The 14,437-nt window shown below is 58.1% G+C and carries 12 protein-coding genes and 5 tRNA genes; 6 read left to right on the top strand and 11 right to left on the bottom strand.

The genetic code is table 11. The features are described from left to right. Nucleotides 1–298: 298 nt before the first annotated feature. Nucleotides 299–1,045, top strand: coding sequence for an ABC transporter permease (locus ACP6KB_RS08095; protein WP_442113212.1), 747 nt, complete (start codon nt 299–301; stop codon nt 1,043–1,045). After that, nucleotides 1,045–1,779 (top strand): ATP-binding cassette domain-containing protein, encoded by a 735-nt coding sequence (locus tag ACP6KB_RS08090; RefSeq protein ID WP_442113210.1) that lies wholly within the window; start codon nt 1,045–1,047, stop codon nt 1,777–1,779. The genes ACP6KB_RS08095 and ACP6KB_RS08090 overlap by 1 nt, the downstream gene beginning before the upstream one ends. Before the next feature lie 3 nt (nt 1,780–1,782). On the opposite strand, the gene ACP6KB_RS08085 is transcribed toward ACP6KB_RS08090, so the two are convergent. The 7 genes from ACP6KB_RS08085 to gltX form a co-directional block, all read right to left on the bottom strand. Then, nucleotides 1,783–2,616, bottom strand: a complete 834-nt coding sequence (locus ACP6KB_RS08085) for an alpha/beta fold hydrolase (RefSeq protein ID WP_442113208.1) — start codon at nt 2,614–2,616, stop codon at nt 1,783–1,785. Nucleotides 2,617–2,642: 26 nt separating this feature from the next. Continuing rightward, entirely contained in the window at nt 2,643–3,182 is a 540-nt protein-coding gene (locus tag ACP6KB_RS08080; protein WP_442113206.1) for a TetR/AcrR family transcriptional regulator, read from the bottom strand. A 179-nt stretch (nt 3,183–3,361) separates the two neighbouring features. After that, nucleotides 3,362–3,437 (bottom strand) — tRNA-Glu (locus ACP6KB_RS08075). Nucleotides 3,438–3,481: 44 nt separating this feature from the next. After that, nucleotides 3,482–3,557: transfer RNA gene (locus ACP6KB_RS08070), tRNA-Ala, on the bottom strand. A 53-nt stretch (nt 3,558–3,610) separates the two neighbouring features. Then, nucleotides 3,611–3,686 (bottom strand) — tRNA-Glu (locus tag ACP6KB_RS08065). Between the two features lie 79 nt (nt 3,687–3,765). Continuing rightward, nucleotides 3,766–3,841 (bottom strand) — tRNA-Ala (locus ACP6KB_RS08060). Nucleotides 3,842–4,095: 254 nt separating this feature from the next. Then, nucleotides 4,096–5,577, bottom strand: a complete 1,482-nt coding sequence (gene gltX, locus ACP6KB_RS08055; protein ID WP_442113204.1) for a glutamate--tRNA ligase — start codon at nt 5,575–5,577, stop codon at nt 4,096–4,098. 144 nt (nt 5,578–5,721) lie between these two features. On the opposite strand from gltX, the gene ACP6KB_RS08050 reads away from it, so the two are divergent. Both ACP6KB_RS08050 and ACP6KB_RS08045 read left to right on the top strand, forming a co-directional pair. Continuing rightward, nucleotides 5,722–6,771, top strand: a complete 1,050-nt coding sequence (locus tag ACP6KB_RS08050) for an HlyD family secretion protein (RefSeq protein WP_442113202.1) — start codon at nt 5,722–5,724, stop codon at nt 6,769–6,771. Beyond that, nucleotides 6,761–8,311, top strand: a complete 1,551-nt coding sequence (locus ACP6KB_RS08045; RefSeq protein WP_442113200.1) for a DHA2 family efflux MFS transporter permease subunit — start codon at nt 6,761–6,763, stop codon at nt 8,309–8,311. The genes ACP6KB_RS08050 and ACP6KB_RS08045 overlap by 11 nt, the downstream gene beginning before the upstream one ends. A 96-nt stretch (nt 8,312–8,407) precedes the next feature. On the opposite strand, the gene uvrB is transcribed toward ACP6KB_RS08045, so the two are convergent. Then, complete coding sequence (gene uvrB, locus ACP6KB_RS08040) at nt 8,408–10,423, bottom strand: excinuclease ABC subunit UvrB (protein ID WP_442113198.1); 2,016 nt, start codon at nt 10,421–10,423, stop codon at nt 8,408–8,410. Nucleotides 10,424–10,731: 308 nt separating this feature from the next. Between uvrB and ACP6KB_RS08035 the strand changes: the two genes are divergently transcribed. Beyond that, entirely contained in the window at nt 10,732–11,928 is a 1,197-nt protein-coding gene (locus ACP6KB_RS08035; protein WP_442113196.1) for an amino acid aminotransferase, read from the top strand. Nucleotides 11,929–11,990: 62 nt separating this feature from the next. Continuing rightward, a tRNA-Asn gene (locus tag ACP6KB_RS08030) sits at nt 11,991–12,066 on the top strand. A 106-nt stretch (nt 12,067–12,172) separates the two neighbouring features. On the opposite strand, the gene ACP6KB_RS08025 is transcribed toward ACP6KB_RS08030, so the two are convergent. The 3 genes from ACP6KB_RS08025 to ACP6KB_RS08015 all read right to left on the bottom strand — a co-directional run bounded on the left by ACP6KB_RS08025 (nt 12,173) and on the right by ACP6KB_RS08015 (nt 14,384). After that, nucleotides 12,173–12,733 (bottom strand): DUF1285 domain-containing protein, encoded by a 561-nt coding sequence (locus tag ACP6KB_RS08025; protein WP_442113194.1) that lies wholly within the window; start codon nt 12,731–12,733, stop codon nt 12,173–12,175. Between the two features lie 10 nt (nt 12,734–12,743). Continuing rightward, nucleotides 12,744–13,349, bottom strand: coding sequence for a DUF4823 domain-containing protein (locus tag ACP6KB_RS08020; RefSeq protein ID WP_442113192.1), 606 nt, complete (start codon nt 13,347–13,349; stop codon nt 12,744–12,746). Between the two features lie 66 nt (nt 13,350–13,415). After that, nucleotides 13,416–14,384 carry a GTP 3',8-cyclase MoaA gene (locus ACP6KB_RS08015; RefSeq protein ID WP_442113190.1) on the bottom strand — a complete coding sequence of 323 codons (969 nt, stop codon included), beginning with the start codon at nt 14,382–14,384 and terminating at the stop codon, nt 13,416–13,418. Nucleotides 14,385–14,437: the final 53 nt, after the last annotated feature.

The raw sequence follows: 14,437 nt of genomic DNA, 5'->3' as shown, positions 1-14,437 counted from the left end.
GCATTTTTTGTAAAACAAAGTAAACCTCTCAAATGATCGCCGCCAGAACAAATCACACAAAAAGCAGACCCTTCTTGATGAAACAAAGAGCAGCCCTACAAAAGAAAAATACAGAACTGACACAAAATAAAATCAAAGAGCACTCTTACAAAATAAAAAGAATCACCTGAGAGAATATAAAACACCACACCCAACCAAGATAAAAAAACAAAAATAAAAACCACACACCACCCACTTTGACACTGAACATTTAATGCATTAAACACTCACAAAAAAAAAACGGTGAGTAATCCAAAGCATGAAAAAATCAACAAACAAAACAAGTCGCAGGCTCAAAACACTTGTACATATATTTTTCAAGGAACAAATCAGCGAACCCATCGCCATCCTCTGGACGATCGCCTCACCTTGTGCCTTCTTTTATTTTCTGACTTTTCTACGGAGCAACGGAGAAACCCTCACCACCGACTACACACTTGCTTCATCCTGGTTTTATGCCTACATAGCGTCAAGCACTGCCCTCTTCGGTTGCAGCTTTTATCTGATCGGCAGACGTGAAAGCGGATTCGTTCGCTCATTCATCTATCAGCGCTCATCAATTGCGCTGTATTTATGCGCACACATTATCGGATATTCGCTTATCGCCCTGTGCTACGGCACTGTATTCTATCTAGTGACACGCCCAGCGTTTGGAGCTTACTCGGCAGTAGAGTTAGCAACTCTGCTGCTCCGCTTTTTTATTTGCTACACCGTTTTCTCATCTATCGGGCTGCTGATTGCACTCTTGCCACTGAAGTTCTCGACCGCAAGTACGCTATTCTCGATTGCTTCTTTCATGATGCTATCGCTCAGCTACCTCGGCGCAACCTCAGGCAGTCCACTTGAAGGCTTCAACTCGTTCAACCCGCTGATAGTGGCGCAAGCACTTATCAATAATCCACCCAATCTCATCTTTATAGCGATAGGTGCAATAGTATTGCTGTTGGCCTGCAGCTGGATTCTCTACAAGTTTCTTCGCATTCAGCCTGTGTGGAGCCGCTACTAATGAACTTACTCAGCGTTCGCGAAATCAGCCATAGCTTTGGCAACAAAAACTTATTCAACAAGGCGTCCCTTGAGATCAAGCAAGGCACAATCACTGGCCTGCTAGGCCCCAACGGATCAGGCAAGACGACCTTTTTCGATATGCTTTGCGGTTTCCGAAGACCGCAATCCGGTACGGTGACGAACACGGCCAATACACAGCTTTACCTCTCGCAGACCTTATCGACACCGAGTTCACTTCGCATGAGTGAAGTCTTCAAGCTGTTGGCGGCGCTCACCTGCGCAAACCCGCCATCCGCTGCACAGGTCGCCGCCAAGTTGGCACAGTGGCCAGTCCAAATTGGCAATCGCTACCGGGAAATCAGCAAGAAAAAGCCTGCTGTTTGCAGCTACGGGGAAATACGATGTTTTTTCACTCTATCGCTGCTGCTGATACCTAGCGATCTGGTCATCCTCGATGAACCTACAGCAGGTGTCGATCCCGAATTCCGCTATTACATATGGCAATGCCTGCGCCAGGCTGCGAGCCAAGGCACCACCATACTGGTGTCTTCTCACTACATTGAGGAGTTGGCAAACCATTGTGATGTATTCCATTCGATCAGCAATGGCCAGTTCTTAACATTCACAGGCGGCGAGGACTACTTGAAAAGATACAACGCAACGTCACTCGATGAAGCGTTCATTAAGTCATTGACTCAGGACGCCGCCTTTTCCGTTAGCGCGGCGCCTTAGCCCTCAAGCCGATTGCTCCGCAGGTAACGTGCGACGCTCAAGCAGAGCCATGATGCCTTCAACTACCCGCGAATCAGCCAGCACACGCTGATGCCCGCCTTCAGGCAACAGCATCAACCGGCTATCGAACCAAGCATCGTGAATAACCTGCGCTTCACTGGCCGGTACCAACTGATCGTCTTCAGCGTGGACGATCAGGCCGGGCATTTCCAGTTGGTAGCCACTCACATCCAGGCGCGATACCTGTACACCAAGATCGCGCTCAATCTGGCGAATGAACGCTGCGCGCGAGCGGGTCGGCATGCCCAGACGCCGCGCAAAACCACGCAGCACGCCAATCAATCGCGCTGGCGCAGCAATACTCACTACAGCCTCTGCACGCAGGCCCCACTGCAAGGCCAACAGCACACTGGCGCCGCCCATGGAATGGCCAATCACCGCCTTCAAGGGGGGTAACTCGGCAGCGGCTTCCAGCAGCGCTCGCGCAAACAGCACGACATGTGCCTGATCGCCCGGCGAATGACCATGGGCAGGCCCTTCCAACGCGACGGCTGTATAGCCGGATTGCACCAGGGTATTGATCAGATGGGCGAACTGAGTCGGCCGCCCTTCCCAACCATGCATCAACAACACCGTAGGCCCTTGCCCCCAGCGCAACGCCGATAATCCGAAACGCAGGGTAATGCGCTCGGCGCTCGCCAGCAGTGGCAACTCCCACTCACGCGGCGGCAAATTACGCGGGGTCATGAAAGCGCGCCGCATCTTGCCGGCGATGTGCTCCGGCGCCAGGTGTCCGAGGGTACCGTTTACGCTACGAATCCAGCTCAAGGTATTCATCGCTTCGCTCCGGTGGATAGTGCGAGTCAGACAACCGCCGACTTGGCGGCACGCAGGATACGGTCAGACAACTCGTCAGTGCCCAAGGCGCGGGCCAGGGCCAGGCCACCGATCATCAAGGCCATGTCAGCCAGGACTTTATCGGCGTCTTCGGGGCTGTCGGCGAGGTTGGCCATCATCTGTTCAAGGTGGTCGGCCAGCACTTGGCGAAAGGCATCAGGAAGACGCGCCATCTCGCTCAAGGCGGTGGGCAATGGGCAGCCACGTTCGGTGGCGTCACGGTGCTTGCGTGACAGGTAGAACGCGGCAACCAGCGCCCGGCGCTCCTCACCTGTCATGTTCGGGTCTACTTCGGCCAACAAGGCGCGACGTTCAGAGAGCAGTTGGCTGAAGGCCTCCAGCATCAACGCGTCTTTGCTGTCGAAGTGCGCGTAGAAGCCACCGACGGTCAACCCGGCAGCCCCCATGACCTGATTGACACTGGGCTCGGCGGGGCCGTGCTGGATCAAGGCACTGCAGGCGGCATCGAGAATCCGTTCACGGGTTTTTGCTTTTTTGTCGTTCATGACTCGCCTCCGAATATTATGCTCGAAATATTATTCTCATAATATTTTTCTGCAAGCGCTTTCGTGTGCCGCTCGTCGCGCGGCAAACACTTGCAGTGGAGGGAAACTTTTTTCGAGGCAAAAACAAAAGGCTCATTCAATAATCGAATGAGCCTTGAAATCCCACAAAGTGGGTAAAATGGCGTCCCCTAGGGGACTCGAACCCCTGTTACCGCCGTGAAAGGGCGGTGTCCTAGGCCACTAGACGAAGGGGACTTGTAACCTTCGTGCAGATCCGTTTTCACGAATCCTGGCAAAATTGGTGGAGCTAAGCGGGATCGAACCGCTGACCTCCTGCATGCCATGCAGGCGCTCTCCCAGCTGAGCTATAGCCCCAGATTTCTAGCCTCGCGGCCCAGCGATGTCTTTCGATATCGCTTGTGTAAAACTGGCGTCCCCTAGGGGACTCGAACCCCTGTTACCGCCGTGAAAGGGCGGTGTCCTAGGCCACTAGACGAAGGGGACGAACCTTCTTACCTTAACAACCCGGCTGCTGGAACCTGGTTGACTCCGCAGTCAGTGTAGCTGACTACGAATCGGAATTTGGTGGAGCTAAGCGGGATCGAACCGCTGACCTCCTGCATGCCATGCAGGCGCTCTCCCAGCTGAGCTATAGCCCCACAATGTCGCTTTGAACTGAATCGCTTGGCTGGGTGCTTCGCGCTTCGTTTCGTTCATCGCTGTGGACGGGGCGCATATTAAGATCGGATTGCACACCTGTCAAATTTATTTTCGACTTTTTTTGAATTTTTTTTCCGAGATAACAAACACTTACCTTCGAATGCCCGGTTTTGCTGGGTAGCGGGCTGAAAAGCATCGCGGGGCAAGCCCGCTCCTACCGTCTGGTAGGAGCGGGCTTGCCCCGCGAAAACTATCAGGCGATGGTGCCCAACAGCTTCTCCCATTCCTTGTTTTCTTTCTTCGACACGCCACCGAGCAGATCAAGTGCCTGGCGCAAGCGGTAACGGGTCAGGTCCGGGCCAAGGATTTCCATGGCGTCGAGCACCGATACCGAGCTGGCTTGGCCACTGATGGCAGCGAACATCAGCGGCATGGCATCACGCAGCTTCAGTTCCAGCGCTTCGACCACCGCCTGGATGCAACCGGTGATGCGCTCTTTTTCCCACTGGCGCAGGCTTTCCAGCTTCCACAGGATCAGTTGCATGACCTGGCGCACCTGGTCGGCCGACAGCTTTTTGTGTTCGAACAGCTTGGCATCGAGCTTCAGCGCGCCTTCGAAGAAGAAGCCCCCCAGTGGGGCGATCTGGCTGAAGGTCTCTACCCTGCCCTGCACATGCGGGGCGATTTTCATCATGTAGTCGCTGTTGAACGCCCACTTCTGCACCCGTGCGGCGAATTCTTCCACCGGCAGGTCGCGCAGCCACTGGCCGTTGAGCCAGGACAGCTTCTCGATATCGAAAATCGGCCCACCCAGGGACACCCGCGACAGGTCGAAGTGTTCGACCATCTCGGCCAGGGAGAACTTCTCGCGCTCGTCCGGCATCGACCAGCCCATACGGCCCAGGTAGTTGAGCATGGCTTCCGGCATGAAGCCCATGCGCTCGTAGAAGGTCACCGAGGTCGGGTTCTTGCGCTTGGACAGCTTGCTCTTGTCCGGGTTACGCAGCAGCGGCATGTAGCACAGGGTTGGCTGTTCCCAACCGAAGTATTCGTACAGTTTGATCAGCTTGGGAGCCGACGGCAGCCATTCTTCGCCACGCAGCACATGGGTGATGCCCATCAAATGGTCATCGACGACGTTGGCCAGGAAGTAGGTCGGCAGGCCATCGGTCTTCATCAGTACCTGCATGTCCATGCGGTCCCACGGGATCTCGACATCGCCGCGCAGCAGGTCCGGTACCACGCAAACGCCTTCACTCGGCACTTTCATGCGGATGACATGCGGCTCACCGGCAGCCAGGCGACGCTGCACTTCTTCTGCCGACAGCAGCAAGGCACGGCCGTCGTAACGCGGGGTTTCGCCACGCGCCATTTGCTCGGCACGCATCTGGTCGAGCTCTTCGGCGGTGCAGAAGCACGGGAAGGCGTGACCCATGTCGACCAGTTGCTGAGCGTATTGCTTGTAGATGTCACCACGCTCGCTCTGCCGGTAAGGGCCATGCGGGCCGCCGACATCCGGGCCTTCGCTCCACTCGATACCCAACCAGCGCAGGGCGTCGAAAATCTGCTGTTCAGACTCACGAGTCGAACGCAGCTGGTCGGTATCTTCAATACGCAAGATGAATTCGCCGCCGTGCTGCTTGGCGAAGCAGTAGTTGAACAGGGCGATATAGGCGGTGCCGACGTGGGGATCGCCAGTAGGTGAAGGCGCGATACGCGTGCGAACGGTGGTCATGGAGAGTCTCGGACTAGAGATGAATCAAAGGCTGAATGTTAACAGGGAGCGGGCACCGGGCTCCAGCAATGGGCGCGATCGGCACTTGTGGTGCTGGATCCAAACACGGTTAAATTTGCTTACATTTTTGGAACGATGGTACACATGCCCGCTCAACTTAAACGCCGCCTGCTGGTTTTCCTGACCCTGGTTGTGCTGATCGCCCTCGCCTTTCTCGCTCACTGGTACTTCAAAGGACGCTTTTTCGAGAGTACTGACAACGCCTATGTCCAGGGCGAAATCACCCGGGTTTCCAGCCAACTGAGTGCACGCATCGATGAAGTGCTGGTGCAGGATAACCAGCATGTCAACAAAGGCGACCTGCTGGTCCGCCTGGAGCCGGACGATTTCCGCCTGGCCGTGGAACGCGCGCGTGCTGCCCTCGACACCCGCCAGGCCGAGCGCCTGCAAGCTGAAAGCCGCCTGACCCAACAATCCAGCCTGATTGCCGCCGGCCAGGCCCAGGTCGCCGCCAACCAGGCCACCCTCGGCCGCGCCGAACTTGACCTCAACCGCGCCCAGGCGCTGCGCAAACCCGGCTTTGTTTCCGAAGAACGGGTCACTACCCTGTCGGCAGAAAACAATGTCGCCCGCTCCCAGGTGAGCAAAGCCCAAGCCGACCTGCAAGGCCAGCGTCAGCAGGTCAATGCCCTGAGCGCCGAAATCAAGCGCCTGGACGCGCAGATCGTCAATGCCCGTGCCGACCTGGCCCAGGCCGAGTTGAACCTGACCCGCAGCGAAATCCATGCACCGATCAGCGGCATGATTGGCCAGCGCGCGGCACGCAATGGCCAGGTGGTACAAGCCGGCGCCTACCTGCTGTCGATCGTTCCGGACCAAGACATCTGGATCCAGGCCAACTTCAAGGAAACCCAGATTGGCCACATGCTGCCGGGACAGCAGGCCGAACTGGTTTTTGACAGTTACCCAGACGAACCGATCAGCGCCCGGGTCGACAGCCTGTTCGCCGCCTCAGGTGCCCAGTTCAGCCTGCTGCCACCGGACAACGCCACCGGCAACTTCACCAAGGTGGTGCAACGCATTCCGGTCAAGCTGACCTTCGCGGCCGACAACCCACTGCAAGGCCGAATCCGCCCGGGTATGTCCGTCACTGCCACCGTGGATATCCGGAATACAGCCGACAATGGCCGGTGATGCACTGATCCGTCCCGTCGGCGAACCGAGCCGACGCGACTGGATCGCGGTCATGAGTGTGATGCTCGGTGCGTTCATGGCGGTACTGGACATCCAGATCACCAACTCCTCGCTCAAAGATATCCAGGGCGCGCTGTCGGCCACCCTGGAAGAAGGCTCGTGGATCTCGACCTCTTACCTGGTCGCTGAGATCATCATGATCCCGCTCACCGCCTGGCTGGTGCAGCTGCTGTCGGCACGGCGCCTGGCGGTGTGGGTGTCACTGGGTTTTCTGGTCTCGTCGCTGCTGTGCTCGATGGCCTGGAACCTGGAGAGCATGATCATCTTTCGCGCCTTGCAGGGTTTTACCGGCGGTGCGCTGATTCCGCTGGCGTTTACCCTGACGCTGATCAAGCTGCCTGAGCACCACCGCGCCAAAGGCATGGCCATGTTTGCCATGACGGCTACTTTCGCGCCGTCCATCGGACCGACATTGGGCGGCTGGCTGACCGAAAACTGGGGTTGGGAGTACATCTTCTACATCAACATCCCACCCGGTCTGATCATGATCGGTGGCCTGATGTATGGCCTGGAAAAGAAAGAGGCGCACTGGGAGCTGCTGAAAAGCACCGATTACGTCGGCATCGTCACCCTCGGCGTGGGCCTGGGCTGCCTGCAGGTGTTCCTGGAAGAAGGTCACCGCAAAGACTGGCTGGAATCCGGGCTGATTGTCAGCCTTGGCAGTATCGCCCTGCTCAGCCTGATCACCTTTGTGATCGTGCAGTTCTCCAAACCCAACCCGCTGATCAACCTGCGCATCCTCGGCAACCGCAACTTCGGCCTGTCGAGCATCGCCAGCCTGGGAATGGGGGTTGGGTTATACGGATCGATCTACCTGCTACCGCTGTATCTGGCGCAAATCCAGAATTACAACGCCCTGCAGATTGGCGAAGTGATCATGTGGATGGGCGTGCCGCAGCTGTTTCTGATTCCGTTGGTGCCGCAACTGATGAAGGTGATTTCGCCGAAGATACTCTGCACCTTGGGCTTTGGCCTGTTCGGCCTGGCCAGCTTCGGCTCCGGGGTTCTCAACCCGGATTTCGCGGGCGAGCAGTTCAACCATATCCAGATCATTCGTGCACTGGGGCAGCCGATGATCATGGTCACCATCTCGTTGATCGCCACCAGCTACATCCTGCCGCAGGATGCCGGGTCGGCATCGAGCCTGTTCAACATTCTGCGCAACCTCGGCGGCGCCATCGGCATTGCCCTGCTGGCGACCCTGCTGGATGCGCGCGCCAAGGTGTATTTCGATTACCTGCGCGAATCGGTGGTACCGACCAACCCGCAAGTGGCAGAGCGCTTGGCGCAACTGGCGGAACGACTGGGCAGTGAAAGTGCGGCGCTGGGCAAACTCAGTGAGATTACCCACCAGCAGGCGATGATCATGGCCTACAACGACGCCTTCCATTTTGTCGGTATCGGTTTGGCGATCAGCATGCTGGCGGTGATGATGACGCGCAAATTGCCGCAAGGCCTGAAAGCGGGCGAAGCCCACTGAAATCAGCGGCGGTGGGAGCGGGCTTGTCCCGCGAAGCGATGTGACGGGCACACCGCAATCGCGGGGCAAGCCCGCTCCCACCGCCGTGCAACCTGCTCAGGCGGTGAGCATACGCTCGCGCAAGGCAGCAATTTCGTCGCGCATCTGCGCTGCCGCTTCGAACTCCAGGTCGCGGGCCAGCTGGTACATCTTCTCCTCCAGCAGCTTGATACGCTTGGCGATCTCGCCCGGGGAGCGCAATTCGGCTTCGTAGCGGGCACTCTCTTCCGCCGCCTTGGCCATGCCTTTGCGTTTCTTGCTACGCGAGCCCGGCACGTTGGCGCCTTCCATGATGTCGGTGATGTCTTTGACCACGCCCTTGGGCACGATGCCGTTGGCCAGGTTGAAGGCAATCTGCTTGTCACGGCGGCGCTCGGTTTCACCAATCGCCCGCTGCATGGAACCTGTCATGTTGTCGGCATACAGAATCGCCCGACCATTGAGGTTACGCGCAGCACGGCCGATGGTCTGGATCAGTGAGCGCTCGGAGCGCAGGAACCCCTCCTTGTCGGCATCGAGAATGGCCACCAGCGACACCTCAGGCATATCCAGGCCTTCACGCAGCAGGTTGATCCCCACCAGCACATCAAAGGTGCCCAGGCGCAGGTCGCGGATGATCTCGACGCGCTCCACGGTGTCGATGTCCGAGTGCAGGTAGCGCACCCGTACGTCGTGATCGGCGAGGTAATCGGTGAGGTCTTCGGCCATGCGCTTGGTCAGGGTGGTGACCAGCACGCGCTCTTCCACGGCCACGCGCTTGCGGATTTCCGACAGCAGGTCATCGACCTGTGTCGTGGCGGGGCGCACTTCAACCTGAGGGTCAACCAGGCCGGTTGGACGCACCACCTGCTCCACTACCCGCCCGGCATGCTCAGCCTCATACGGCCCGGGCGTTGCGGAGACAAAGATGGTCTGCGGGCTGACATTCTCCCACTCATCGAAACGCATCGGCCGGTTGTCCAGCGCCGACGGCAGGCGGAAACCGTATTCAACCAGGGTTTCCTTGCGCGAACGGTCACCTTTGTACATCGCCCCCACCTGGGGAACGCTGACGTGGGATTCGTCGATCACCAACAGGGAATCAGCCGGCAGGTAGTCGTAGAGGGTCGGCGGCGGCGCACCGGCTGGACGCCCGGAGAGGTAGCGCGAGTAGTTTTCGATGCCGTTGCAGTAACCCAGCTCAAGGATCATCTCCAGATCGAAACGGGTGCGCTGCTCCAGACGCTGGGCTTCGACCAGCTTGTTGGCCTTGTGCAGGTATTCCAGGCGCTGCTGCAGTTCTTCCTTGATGCCCTCCACCGCTTCGAGCAGGGTTTCCCGCGGCGTTACATAGTGGCTCTTGGGGTAGAAGGTGAAGCGCGGCAGTTTGCGGATCACCTCGCCGGTCAGCGGGTCGAAGGCGGCGATGTTCTCGACTTCATCGTCGAACAACTCGATGCGGATGGCTTCCAGGTCCGATTCGGCCGGGAAGATGTCAATAACGTCGCCGCGCACCCGAAAGGTGGCACGGGCAAAGTCCATTTCATTGCGGGTGTACTGCAGGTCGGCCAGGCGGCGCAGCAAAGCGCGCTGATCAAGCTTATCGCCACGGTCCACATGCAGGACCATCTTCAGGTAGGTTTCCGGGCTGCCCAGGCCATAAATGCAAGACACCGTGGTAACGATGATGGCGTCCCGACGCTCCAGCAAAGCCTTGGTCGCCGACAAGCGCATTTGCTCGATGTGGTCGTTGATCGAGGCATCTTTCTCGATAAAGGTATCGGACGACGGCACATAGGCTTCGGGCTGGTAATAATCGTAGTAAGAGACGAAATACTCCACAGCGTTATTGGGGAAAAACGCCTTGAACTCACCGTACAACTGCGCTGCCAGGGTTTTGTTCGGCGCCAGCACCAGGGTCGGGCGCTGCACCTGGGCGATGACATTGGCGATGCTGAAGGTTTTGCCCGAGCCGGTCACCCCGAGCAGGGTCTGGTGCGCCAGGCCTGCCTCGATCCCTTCGACCATCAGGCGAATGGCCTCGGGCTGATCGCCGGCCGGCTGGAAACGGGTGACGAGCTGGAACTCGGACATGACAAACCTCTGTGTTATCGCGACACGTTTGTCGCTGATGCGGGCAACTGTATTTATAGACAGTAGTTATACCGAAATAGTGGTCTGCTGCGCCACTTTCAACTCAGTGTTGTGGCCAATTTTGCCTAACGACCGGTCAATTCGACTAACGGTCGAAAAATATTCGGTGAAACAGCAGGAAAAGCTGCTTCAGGCTGTCGCCGTGACCGATGGGTATCACTATACTGACTCCCCGTTTGTGCACCGCTCTAGTGCATCCGACTGGAGCGTGCGACCCCTATCACTCTCCATTCAGAGCCAAGGTAATAATGAGCCTGTTTTCCGCTGTCGAGCTGGCACCACGCGATCCCATTCTGGGCCTCAACGAAGCTTTCAACGCCGATACCCGTAGCAACAAAGTCAACTTGGGCGTAGGTGTTTACTGCAACGAAGAAGGGCGTATCCCACTGCTGCGCGCAGTGATCGAAGCCGAAACCCAGCGCGCTGCCCAGCACGCTTCCCGCGGTTACCTGCCGATCGACGGCATCGCCGCCTACGACCAGGCCGTGCAAAAGCTGCTGTTCGGCGCCGAGTCCCCGCTGCTGGCGGCTGGCCGGGTCATCACCACCCAGGCCGTTGGCGGCACGGGTGCCCTGAAAATCGGCGCTGACTTCCTCAAGCAGATTTCCCCAGACGCCGTCGTGGCGATCAGCGATCCAAGCTGGGAAAACCACCGCGCACTGTTTGAAACTGCTGGTTTCCCGGTACAGAACTACCGCTACTACGACGCCGCCACCAACGACGTCAACCGCAGCGGCATGCTCGAAGACCTCAACGCCCTGCCAGCCGGCTCGATCATCGTGCTGCACGCCTGCTGCCACAACCCGACTGGCGTCGACCTGAGCCTGGACGACTGGAAAAACGTCCTGGAAGTGGTCAAGGCCAAAGGCCACGTGCCATTCCTCGACATGGCTTACCAGGGCTTTGGCGACGGCATCTATGAAGACGCCTTCGCTGTGCGCCTGTTCGCTGAATCGGGCCTGAACTTCTTCGTCTCCAGCTCGTTCTCGAAATCCTTCTCGCTGTACGGCGAGCGCGTGGGTGCGCTGTCGATCATCACCGAGTCCAAGGAAGAAAGCGCTCGCGTACTGTCGCAGGTCAAGCGTGTAATCCGTACCAACTACTCAAACCCGCCAACCCACGGTGCCAGCATTGTTGCTGCCGTGCTCAACAGCCCAGAGCTGCGTGCGATGTGGGAAGCAGAGCTGGGCGAGATGCGTCAGCGCATCCACGGCATGCGTAAGCAAATGGTCGAACTGCTGGCTGAATACGGTGCCCAGCGCGACTTCAGCTTCGTCGGTCGCCAGCGCGGCATGTTCTCCTACTCGGGCCTGAGCGTTGAGCAAGTGGCACGCCTGAAGAACGAGTTCGGCATTTATGCCTTGGACACCGGTCGTATCTGCGTGGCTACCTTGAATCAAAGCAACATCCATGTGGTGACCAAGGCTATCGTCGCGGTCCTGTAACTGACTTTTTGCCAAGGGGAGGCTTGACTTCCCCTTAGCAATCAGTAAGATACGCCACAGATTCCGCGATAGCTCAGTCGGTAGAGCAAATGACTGTTAATCATTGGGTCCCAGGTTCGAGTCCTGGTCGCGGAGCCAAATACCTGAAAAACCTCCAGTTGCGCTAAGCACTGGAGGTTTTTTCGTTTCCGCCCCTGCACTTTCCCCTGCCCTGCAGTCGGCCAGGGAAAAGCGAGGTCGCCAATCAGCTGCGGCCAATGGGGTAGAACGTACCGCCGCTCCAAACTCCCAGCCACTGCTCACCATCGATGTGCTGCGGCACAGCCAGTTCAACCAACTGATAAAACACGTTGCGATGAATCAGCGCTTCCAGGTTGTCACGCACGTGCACGTAGGGCGATGGCTCCTGGGTCTGCGGATCAATCTCGAAGCGCAACGGATGCTCGGGGCCGGCCTCGACCTGATCGTCTACGTTAGTGGTAAAGCGCAGCACCTGCTGCTCACCGGCACCTTGCACCTCCAGGGTCACCGCCACGAACGGCGCGTCATCAACCTTGATGCCCACCTTCTCCACAGGCGTGACCAGAAAGTAATCATCACCGTCCCGGCGCATGATGGTGGAAAACAGCCGAACCATCGGCTTGCGCCCGATTGGCGTGCCCAGGTAATACCAGGTGCCGTCGCGGGCGATACGCATGTCGATATCGCCACAGAAGTCCGGGTTCCACAGATGCACCGGTGGCAGCCCCTTTTCAGATTTAGGAATCTGCGCCAGTAGGTCAATGGCCTTACCGGTATCTGTCATCACCCTCTCCTCAACGGCTCATGCCCAAAAGGCTACGAGCGTAATCCTCAAGCGGCGGGCCAAGCAAATCTTCCGGCCTGTTGTCATGGAACGTCAGCAAGCCGCCGCGGGTATTGATCCGTGCGGTGTCGATCAGGTAGCGCGTATTGGTTTCAACCAGCATCAACTGGACCACGCCGGTATCGACACCCAAGCGATCGACCGCCTGCTCGTCATACCATTCGTCACCATTGCCAATACGGTCATCGGTGCGCGCGAAGCGGGCATACAGCAGGTAATGAGCCCCTACCCCACGCGCCTCCACCAGCGCCTGCTCCAGCCCCAGCGGACCCTGTGCACGACGCACCATCGGGAAATATTCGATGAAGCCTTTGAACGCCTCTTCAGCCACCACATTGGGCCGCGGGTACGGGCCCTTGCCCGGCGGAACGAAGACACCTTGGCCGATATAGATGAATGAATCCGGTTGCAGGCGTACCGACAGCGAACGCCGGGTATCGCTGTGATCAAGCAGACCGGCATCACTCATGTGATAGCGCACGCCCTCGCCCATATCACTGACATTCATACAGCCACCCAGCGCCGTCAGCGCCAGCAGCAAAACCAGGCTACGCATCTATCCTCCAATGGCCGGTGACGGAAAACCGGCGAATGGCTGACAGATGCAGCTTTTGCGCCAGTCTTAGCCGCCGATGATCTTCATCACCGTAGCACCACCGGAAAAGGCCACCGGCTGCTTGTCGCCCAAGGCTTTGACCAGCAGTCCTTGCAAGGCTGGCAACGCCTGATGGCGCGGCTTGTCGAGCAGGTCGCCGATAAAGTGACGGTTAGTCGATGAAAGACAGCCATGCAGCCAGCCAGTAGAAGACAGGCGCAGGCGCGAACAGGTGCGGCAGAAGGGTACGCTTTCGTTGGCAATCACCCCGAAATACCCCTGCCCAGGGATCTGATAGCGCAGCGCAGTTGCATCCACCGGAGCATTGGCCTGCAAATACTCGTAACGCTCGCCGATCAGCTGCAGCAAGTGCTCAAGACTGACGAACTGCTGCAGGAAGGCATTGCTATCACGCGCCAGATGCCCCATGCGCATCAACTCAATGAAGCGCAGCTCAAAACCACGCGCCAGGCAGTATTCCAGCAACGGCAACACCTGATCGAAGTTCTGCCCACGCAGGGGCACCATATTGACCTTGATCTTCATCCCGGCAGCGCTGGCCTGCTCCATACCTTCAAGCACGGTAGCCAGGTCGCCACCCCGGGCAATGCGGCGAAAGGCATCGGCATCGAGGGTATCGAGGGAGACATTGAGTCGGCGGATGCCTGCCTCGCGCAGCAACGGCAGCTTGCGAGCCAATAGCTGACCATTGGTGGTCAGGCTGATTTCGTCCAACCCCAGCCCGGCAACGGATGTCAGAAAGGTTTCAAGCTTGGGGCTGACCAGCGGCTCACCGCCGGTCACGCGCAACCGCTCGATACCCGCCGCTTCGATCAGATAGGCCACGCCACGCGCCATGGCCTCGGCACTGAGCTCATCCTGGGCCGCCACCAGGCGCTTGCCGTCCGGTACGCAATAGGTGCAGGCATAGTTGCACGCAGCGGTAAGGCTGACGCGCAAGTTGCGAAAACGCCTGCCTTGGCGGTCGACGATCATGGGTGACTCCAGGATAGATGAATCGGGCCTGCAAAACCTGACTCAAAAATCAG

It is taken from the genome of Pseudomonas sp. NUPR-001 (assembly GCF_052147955.1).
Lineage (GTDB): Bacteria > Pseudomonadota > Gammaproteobacteria > Pseudomonadales > Pseudomonadaceae > Aquipseudomonas.
The sequence above is the reverse complement of the archived record's forward strand: the minus strand, read 5'-3'. Positions and strand labels throughout refer to the sequence as shown.

Coding starts and splice junctions, on each gene's coding strand:
- ACP6KB_RS08095 (WP_442113212.1), top strand. CDS start 299: ATGAAAAAATCAACAAACAAAACAAGTCGCAGGCTCAAAACACTTGTA.
- ACP6KB_RS08090 (WP_442113210.1), top strand. CDS start 1,045: ATGAACTTACTCAGCGTTCGCGAAATCAGCCATAGCTTTGGCAACAAA.
- ACP6KB_RS08085 (WP_442113208.1), bottom strand. CDS start 2,616: ATGAATACCTTGAGCTGGATTCGTAGCGTAAACGGTACCCTCGGACAC.
- ACP6KB_RS08080 (WP_442113206.1), bottom strand. CDS start 3,182: ATGAACGACAAAAAAGCAAAAACCCGTGAACGGATTCTCGATGCCGCC.
- gltX (WP_442113204.1), bottom strand. CDS start 5,577: ATGACCACCGTTCGCACGCGTATCGCGCCTTCACCTACTGGCGATCCC.
- ACP6KB_RS08050 (WP_442113202.1), top strand. CDS start 5,722: ATGCCCGCTCAACTTAAACGCCGCCTGCTGGTTTTCCTGACCCTGGTT.
- ACP6KB_RS08045 (WP_442113200.1), top strand. CDS start 6,761: ATGGCCGGTGATGCACTGATCCGTCCCGTCGGCGAACCGAGCCGACGC.
- uvrB (WP_442113198.1), bottom strand. CDS start 10,423: ATGTCCGAGTTCCAGCTCGTCACCCGTTTCCAGCCGGCCGGCGATCAG.
- ACP6KB_RS08035 (WP_442113196.1), top strand. CDS start 10,732: ATGAGCCTGTTTTCCGCTGTCGAGCTGGCACCACGCGATCCCATTCTG.
- ACP6KB_RS08025 (WP_442113194.1), bottom strand. CDS start 12,733: ATGACAGATACCGGTAAGGCCATTGACCTACTGGCGCAGATTCCTAAA.
- ACP6KB_RS08020 (WP_442113192.1), bottom strand. CDS start 13,349: ATGCGTAGCCTGGTTTTGCTGCTGGCGCTGACGGCGCTGGGTGGCTGT.
- ACP6KB_RS08015 (WP_442113190.1), bottom strand. CDS start 14,384: ATGATCGTCGACCGCCAAGGCAGGCGTTTTCGCAACTTGCGCGTCAGC.